The organism is Peribacillus sp. P4_D6, assembly GCF_056401795.1.
In genome coordinates, this window is sequence record NZ_JBFUIQ010000164.1 from 1 (window position 1) to 6,961 (window position 6,961).

Annotated in this window: 4 protein-coding genes and 1 riboswitch; all 4 genes read left to right on the plus strand. The window is 41.5% G+C overall.

What is annotated here, in order from left to right; all coding sequences use genetic code 11:
* Nucleotides 1-282 precede the first annotated feature (282 nt).
* Entirely contained in the window at nucleotides 283-1,125 is an 843-nt protein-coding gene (gene ku, locus AC1DVB_RS24145; protein WP_048687774.1) for a non-homologous end joining protein Ku, read from the plus strand.
* Nucleotides 1,126-1,615: 490 nt separating this feature from the next.
* Nucleotides 1,616-2,266 carry an MOSC domain-containing protein gene (locus AC1DVB_RS24150; protein ID WP_477591311.1) on the plus strand — a complete coding sequence of 217 codons (651 nt, stop codon included), beginning with the start codon at nucleotides 1,616-1,618 and terminating at the stop codon, nucleotides 2,264-2,266.
* 111 nt (nucleotides 2,267-2,377) lie between these two features.
* Nucleotides 2,378-2,476, plus strand: a riboswitch (SAM riboswitch).
* Nucleotides 2,477-2,579: 103 nt separating this feature from the next.
* Nucleotides 2,580-4,427: a bifunctional homocysteine S-methyltransferase/methylenetetrahydrofolate reductase gene (locus tag AC1DVB_RS24155; RefSeq protein WP_477591313.1), complete on the plus strand. Its 1,848-nt coding sequence runs from the start codon at nucleotides 2,580-2,582 to the stop codon at nucleotides 4,425-4,427.
* Nucleotides 4,420-6,961 (plus strand): methionine synthase (metH, locus tag AC1DVB_RS24160; protein WP_477591315.1); only part of this gene is annotated, 2,542 nt, incomplete at its 3' end. The genes AC1DVB_RS24155 and metH, both read left to right, overlap by 8 nt.

Sequence of the window (6,961 nt, forward strand, 5' to 3'; positions counted from 1 at the left end):
ATTTAGACTTGAAATGCTTATGGTATCGGAGTCTATCGTTAAAATAGCCCTAAAGCCGTCATACTTGACTTCATAACGCCAATCATTGGAGTTGGGGGCTTCAGGGTAATAGGTAGGCAGCATCGGTTTCATTTTTGTACTTACCTCCGCAAATAATTGATAACATTATTTTGCCAAAAAAACGAAGTGTTAGAGTTGGCAATTGTTTTTTCGGTTTTTTTTGAACAAAGGGGAATAATAAAATTGTTCTTCTCATCAAAAATAAGTTATGAGGTGACGAATATGCATACAATGTGGAAGGGGAGCATATCATTCGGTTTGGTGAACATTCCGATCAAACTTCATGCTGCAACGGAGGATAAGGATATATCTTTAAGGACGTTGCATAAGGAATGTCATACACCGATTAAATACGAAAAGGTTTGTCCAGTATGCGAGAAAGAAGTGGGGAAGGATGATATAGTTCGCGCTTTTGAGTATACAAAGGGAAAGTTTGTTGTATTGGAAGACAATGAACTAGAACAACTGAAAAAACAAAACGAAGAAAAAGCCGTGGAAATCGTGGATTTCGTTAAAATTGAAGAAATAGATCCTATTTATTTTAACCGGAGTTATTACATGTCCCCAAATGACGGGGGGATAAAAGCTTATTCCCTTTTGAGGCAGGCCCTCAAGGAATCGAATAAGGTGGGGTTGGCAAAAATCATCATTCGCTCCAAAGAACAAATGGCGGTGATCCGAGTCGTTGATAATACCTTGGTTATGGAAACGATTCATTATCCGGATGAAGTCCGCTCCACAGCGGATGTTCCGAATATCCCTGCCAATGATACCATTGTAAAAAAAGAAATCGATACTGCCGTATTATTGATAGATCAATTAACGACTACTTTCGATCCGACAAAATACACCGATGACTATCGAACCGCGTTACTAGAATTGATTGAATCAAAGAAAACGGGTCAGACGACGATTACAGCGAAAACAAAAGAACCAGTTTCCAACAATGTAACTGATTTAATGGAGGCACTACAAGCATCCATAGACCGTACAAAACATGATGAACCGGAAAAGAAAAAGACGACCCGAAAGAAAGCGGCACCGAAAAAAAAGAAACAAGCGTAAACAGGAAGCTGAGCGGAAGACGGACGATGTCGCTCGGCTTTCTGCTTGTTTTTGCAAGGAATCAGGCTTCTAATAAGATGAAAAGGTCTTGATAAAGAGGGAAGGAAAGTACAAATAGGTGAGTCGATCACGATGCAAGAAACTGAATGGAATTACAGGAAAATAGTGGATATTAACGAAAGCAAAAAAAATTCGCTCCCTAAAGAGCGACAATGAGGAATTCAATCGTGAAAATCAACATATAGGCGAACGGTTGTAGTTTTCGACTATATATTGTGTTCATATTCTACCATATTTAATTCTGAAATAGCAACTAAATTACTGAAACTAACCTATGAATTTTTCTGGAAATCAATGATATTTAGCCCATTAACGCCGCATATGGCTTTTTCATTTCATATACATATAAAAAGGTACTGAATAAAATGGATTTTTAGTATAATTTATACATATAGGACGATATAAATTTAATATGAATGGAAGATGCAAAATGGAAAATGGGAAAATCAAATCACTACATGCGGGGAAGCCGAAACATGAAATTTTTTCGAATATCGATATCTTTTCAGCCATGGATAAACAAGCACAGGATAATTTGAAAGTGACTAAAGCTGGCATAATCGGTGATGGTGTCGGTAATGTAAAGTTCCATGGAGGTCCTGATCGGGYTTTGTGCTTTTACCCATTTGAGCATTATTCATTATGGAATGAAAAATTCTCTAAAGAGCTGGATATCCCTGCATTCGGTGAAAATTTAACTATAGCGGGGATGAAGGAAGAAACAACATATATCGGCGATATTTATCAAATGGGCGATGTGATTGTTCAAATTAACCAAGGGAGGATACCTTGTTCAACCATTTCCCTCTTCAATCAAGAACCTAAGTTTTTGGAACTCGTGCTGAAAACGAGTTTCACTGGTTATTTTGCAAGAGTACTTCAAGAAGGAACGATAAATAAACAAAACGAGATTGTGCTGATAGATCGTCTACAAGAAAAAATTTCTGTCCATTACGCATCAGAGGTCATCCTTCATAAACGGGATGGGCTTGAAGGTGCTAAGGCTTTACTTACACTAGACTCGTTAGCGGAAGACTGGAAACAAAGGATCTTGAAGAGGGTTCAAGCAGCAAAAGATTGAATGATTTTTGCAAAAGTGAAAAAAATGTCGATCAGGTATTGAAATTGACAGACTATTAATGTAAATTAAATATAATCAAATTTTGAAATCTTATGAAAATTATATAAATGGATCTTATCGAGAGAGGTGGAGGGACTGGCCCGAAGAAACCTCAGCAACCAGCTTACGCAAAGGTGCTAAATCCAGCAAGCAGAGCTTGATAGATGAGGAGAATGTTTCAAAAACCTTCTTCTTTGAGAAGGTTTTTTTTCCTTTTCTCTCATACTCATAGAATACGACAAAAACAGGATTGTTTTTGAGAGAGGGTGTAATGATGAATTTTCGTAAAGAATTAAAAGAAAGAATGCTGGTTGGGGAAGGGGCAATGGGAACCTTGCTTTACTCTAATGGCATTGATCAATGTTATGAGGAATTAAACTGCACGAACCCAGATCAAATAGAGTCCATCCATCGAGCCTATCTGGAAGCTGGTGCAGATATCCTTCAATCGAATACATACGGAGCCAATTTCAATAAATTGAAGCGGTATGGACTTGAAGATGAAGTGAGCAGAATCAATCGCCAGGGAGTCATTCTTGCTAAAAAAGCGGCAAAAGGAAAGGCATACGTCTTCGGCACCATAGGGGCACAGCGGAGTATCAGGAAATCGGATTTAAGCATGGAAGAGATAAAACGGGGTTTTCGTGAACAGCTATACAGTCTGTTGATGGAAAATCCTGATGGGATTCTCCTGGAAACATTTTATGACCTGGAAGAACTGGAAACCGTCCTGCAAATCGTTAAAAATGAAACCGGACTTCCGATTATCGCAAATGTCTCGATGCATGAACTGGGTAATCTTCAAAATGGAATCCATTTAAATGAAGCCTTTCAAAAACTCGAGCAATTGGGTGCCGATGTGGTTGGTGTGAATTGCCGCCTTGGACCACATCATATGATTCGGGCCTTGGAAGAAGTGAGTTTGCCAAAGCAAGCATCGATTGCCATTTACCCTAACGCCAGCCTGCCGGATTATGTCGATGGGAGGCTCGTTTATAAAGCTGTACCGGAATATTTCGGTTCTAGTGCCCTGGAACTTCGTGAGCAAGGCGCCGCGATCATAGGAGGGTGCTGTGGAACGACTCCACTGCATATTCAAGCTGTAAAGCATGCAATTGGAAGTTTGGCTCCCGTGAAAGAGAAATTTACGAAATCCCGTGAAATAGAAGTAATTGAGGTGAACGATAGGGAATTGGAACTTCCCCTTTACGAAAAGGCCAAAACGGAACGGACGATTCTCGTTGAGCTTGATCCACCGAAAAAGCTAGGGATAGAGAGTTTCATGACTGGTGCTGAGGTTTTGAAAAAAGCAGGGGTCGATTCCATTACATTAGCGGATAATTCACTTGCCTCACCAAGGATATCGAATGATGCACTGGCTAATTTACTGAAGAACCAATTGAATATAAATCCGATGGTGCATATAACATGCCGTGATCGAAATTTGATTGGCCTGCAGTCACATTTAATGGGTCTGCAGACGGTARGGCTGAACGAAATATTGATCATCACCGGAGACCCTTCAAAAATTGGGGACTTCCCGGGTGCCACTTCGGTTTACGATTTATCTTCCTTTGACCTGATAAGCATGGTCAAACAATTTAATGAAGGTCTTTCCTATTCCGGTCAAAGTTTGGGTCAACGGGCAAATTTTAAAATTGCGGCAGCTTTTAATCCCAATGTGAAATATCTGGATAAAGCCGTACTGAGAATGGAAAAGAAGATTGCCTGCGGTGCTCAATCCTTTTTGACACAGCCAATTTATTCCGTAGAGCAAATCGAAGAAGTATATGAAGCGACAAAACATCTGGAAACCCCGATTTTCATCGGTATCATGCCCTTAACAAGCACCCGGAACGCCGAATTCATCCATAATGAGATCCCAGGCATCAAATTGCCTGATAATGTTAGAAGGGCCATGGCTCTAGCGGGGGATGACCCTGTAAAGTCAAGGATTGAAGGGGTGAATATCGCGCGGGAACTGGTGGACGCGGCTAGGGAAAAATTCAAGGGCATATATTTAATCACTCCATTCCTTCGCTATGAAATGACGGCGGAACTAACGAAATATATTAGAAAAGTCGATAGTAAACAGACATCAGAGGTGGCAGTACATGAATAAAAAAGCGATTCAAGATCAGTTAAATTCTAAGATTCTCCTACTTGATGGGGCGATGGGAACGATGCTACAAGCGGAGAATTTGACAGCAGACGATTTTGGCGGTGAACAATTCGAGGGCTGCAATGAATATTTATCACTGACGCAACCGGAAATCATCCAATCCATTCATGAAAAATATTTAGCAGCGGGTGCAGATATCATAGAAACAAATACCTTTGGAGCGACCAGCATCGTCCTTGAGGAATACCAAATAAGTACGATTGCCTACAAGCTAAATAAAATTTCAGCTGAGCTTGCCGTTAAAGCTTGTGAAAAATATTCCAATGATGAATGGCCAAGATATGTAGCTGGATCGATGGGCCCCACTACAAAAACGCTTTCCGTAACGGGCGGAACGACTTTTGATGTTTTAACAGATTCTTATGAAGAGCAGGCACTGGGTCTCTTGGATGGCGGGGTAGACTTGCTGTTGGTGGAAACCTGTCAGGATATGCTTAATGTCAAGGCTGCCTTTTCTGGAATCAAAGCAGCATTCGCTAAAACGGGAAAAGATGTGCCTGTCATCATATCAGGAACAATCGAACCGATGGGCACGACACTTGCCGGCCAGTCCATAGAAGCTTTTTATTTATCGGTTGAACATATGAAGCCCGTAGCTGTCGGCCTTAATTGTGCAACAGGGCCGGAATTCATGATAGACCATATCAGGACACTTGCAGATATATCAAATAGCGCCATCAGCTGTTATCCGAATGCCGGGCTCCCTGATGAAGAAGGCCACTATCATGAATCACCTACATCCCTGGCAGAGAAAATGAAGCAATTTGCCGAAAAGGGATGGGTCAATATCATTGGCGGATGTTGTGGCACGACACCAGAACATATTAAAGAACTTTCCAGGGTACTCGAAGGCATGAAGCCCCGTACAATTATGGAAGCTGCCCATGGTCATGCCGTATCAGGGATAGAGCCGCTAATTTATGATGATTCAATGCGTCCTTTATTCGTAGGGGAGAGAACGAATGTTATCGGTTCCCGAAAATTCAAGGAGCTGATACGTGGAAAGCATTACGARCCAGCTGCCGAAATTGCACGTAACCAAGTAAAGAAAGGCGCCCATGTCATTGATATCTGTCTTGCCGATCCTGATGGGGATGAGCTTGGCGACATGAAGGAATTTGTAGAAGAGGTCGTCAAAAAAGTGAAAGTCCCATTGGTCATCGACACTACGGATGAAGTCGTACTTGAACAAGCATTAAAACATTCACAAGGAAAATCGATCATAAATTCCATAAACCTTGAAGATGGTGAAGAGCGCTTTGAAAAAATAGTACCCTTAGTCCATCAATATGGTGCTGCCGTTGTCGTAGGAACCATTGATGAAATTGGGATGGCCGTCGATGCTGAACGGAAATTGGAAGTGGCTACGCGGTCTGTGGATTTGCTCGTCAATAAGTACGGTCTAAACAAAAATGACATCATTTTTGATCCGCTGGTATTTCCTGTAGGCACTGGGGATGAACAATATATTGGATCTGCATTGGAGACGGTGAATGGAATAAAGGCGATTAAAGAAAAGTTTCCGGAATGCCTAACGATACTTGGAATTTCCAACGTTTCTTTCGGTCTGCCGGCGAGGGGAAGGGAAATATTAAATGCCGTTTTCCTTTACCATTGTACAAAAGCGGGTCTCGATTATGCTATCGTGAATACAGAAAAACTTGAACGTTTCGCCTTGATACCGGAAGAGGAAGTGAAATTGGCGGAGGCACTCCTGTTTGAAACATCAACTGAAACTTTAGCGATTTTTACCGAATTTTATCGTGGAAAAAAAGCGGAGAAGAAGGATGATGGTGTGATCCTGCCATTGGACGAACGTCTTGGTAACTATATTATCGAAGGAACGAAAGAAGGATTGATTGATGATTTAAATGAAGCGATAGAGCGCGGTGATACCCCATTGGAAATCATCAATGGACCATTGATGGATGGGATGAGTGAAGTGGGGCGGCTGTTCAATGACAACCAACTTATTGTCGCAGAGGTGCTTCAGAGTGCTGAAGCGATGAAGGCGGCTGTAGCACACCTTGAACCACTTATGGAAAACGCTGAAGATAGTGCTAAGAAAGGGAAAATCCTGTTGGCGACCGTCAAGGGAGATGTGCAYGATATCGGGAAAAATCTAGTGGATATCATCCTTTCCAATAACGGCTATGAAGTCATTGATTTGGGAATAAAGGTCGCACCGCAACAAATCATTGAAGAGGTTCGAAAACATGAGCCAACCATCATTGGCCTATCTGGGTTACTTGTCAAATCTGCACAGCAAATGGTTTTAACCGCGCAGGATTTAAGGCAAGCGGGAATAGATACCCCAATTTTAGTTGGAGGGGCAGCATTATCCCGTAAATTCACCGATTTTAAAATTTCACCTGAATATGAAGGGCCGGTTTTATATTCCAAAGATGCGATGGATGGTTTGGCGGTAACGAATATTTTACATGACGCCGACAAAAAAGTGGTGTACTTGGAAG

What these genes read in the sequence shown, in the direction of transcription:
- ku (WP_048687774.1), top strand. Translation starts at nt 283, where the DNA reads ATGCATACAATGTGGAAGGGGAGCATATCATTCGGTTTGGTGAACATT.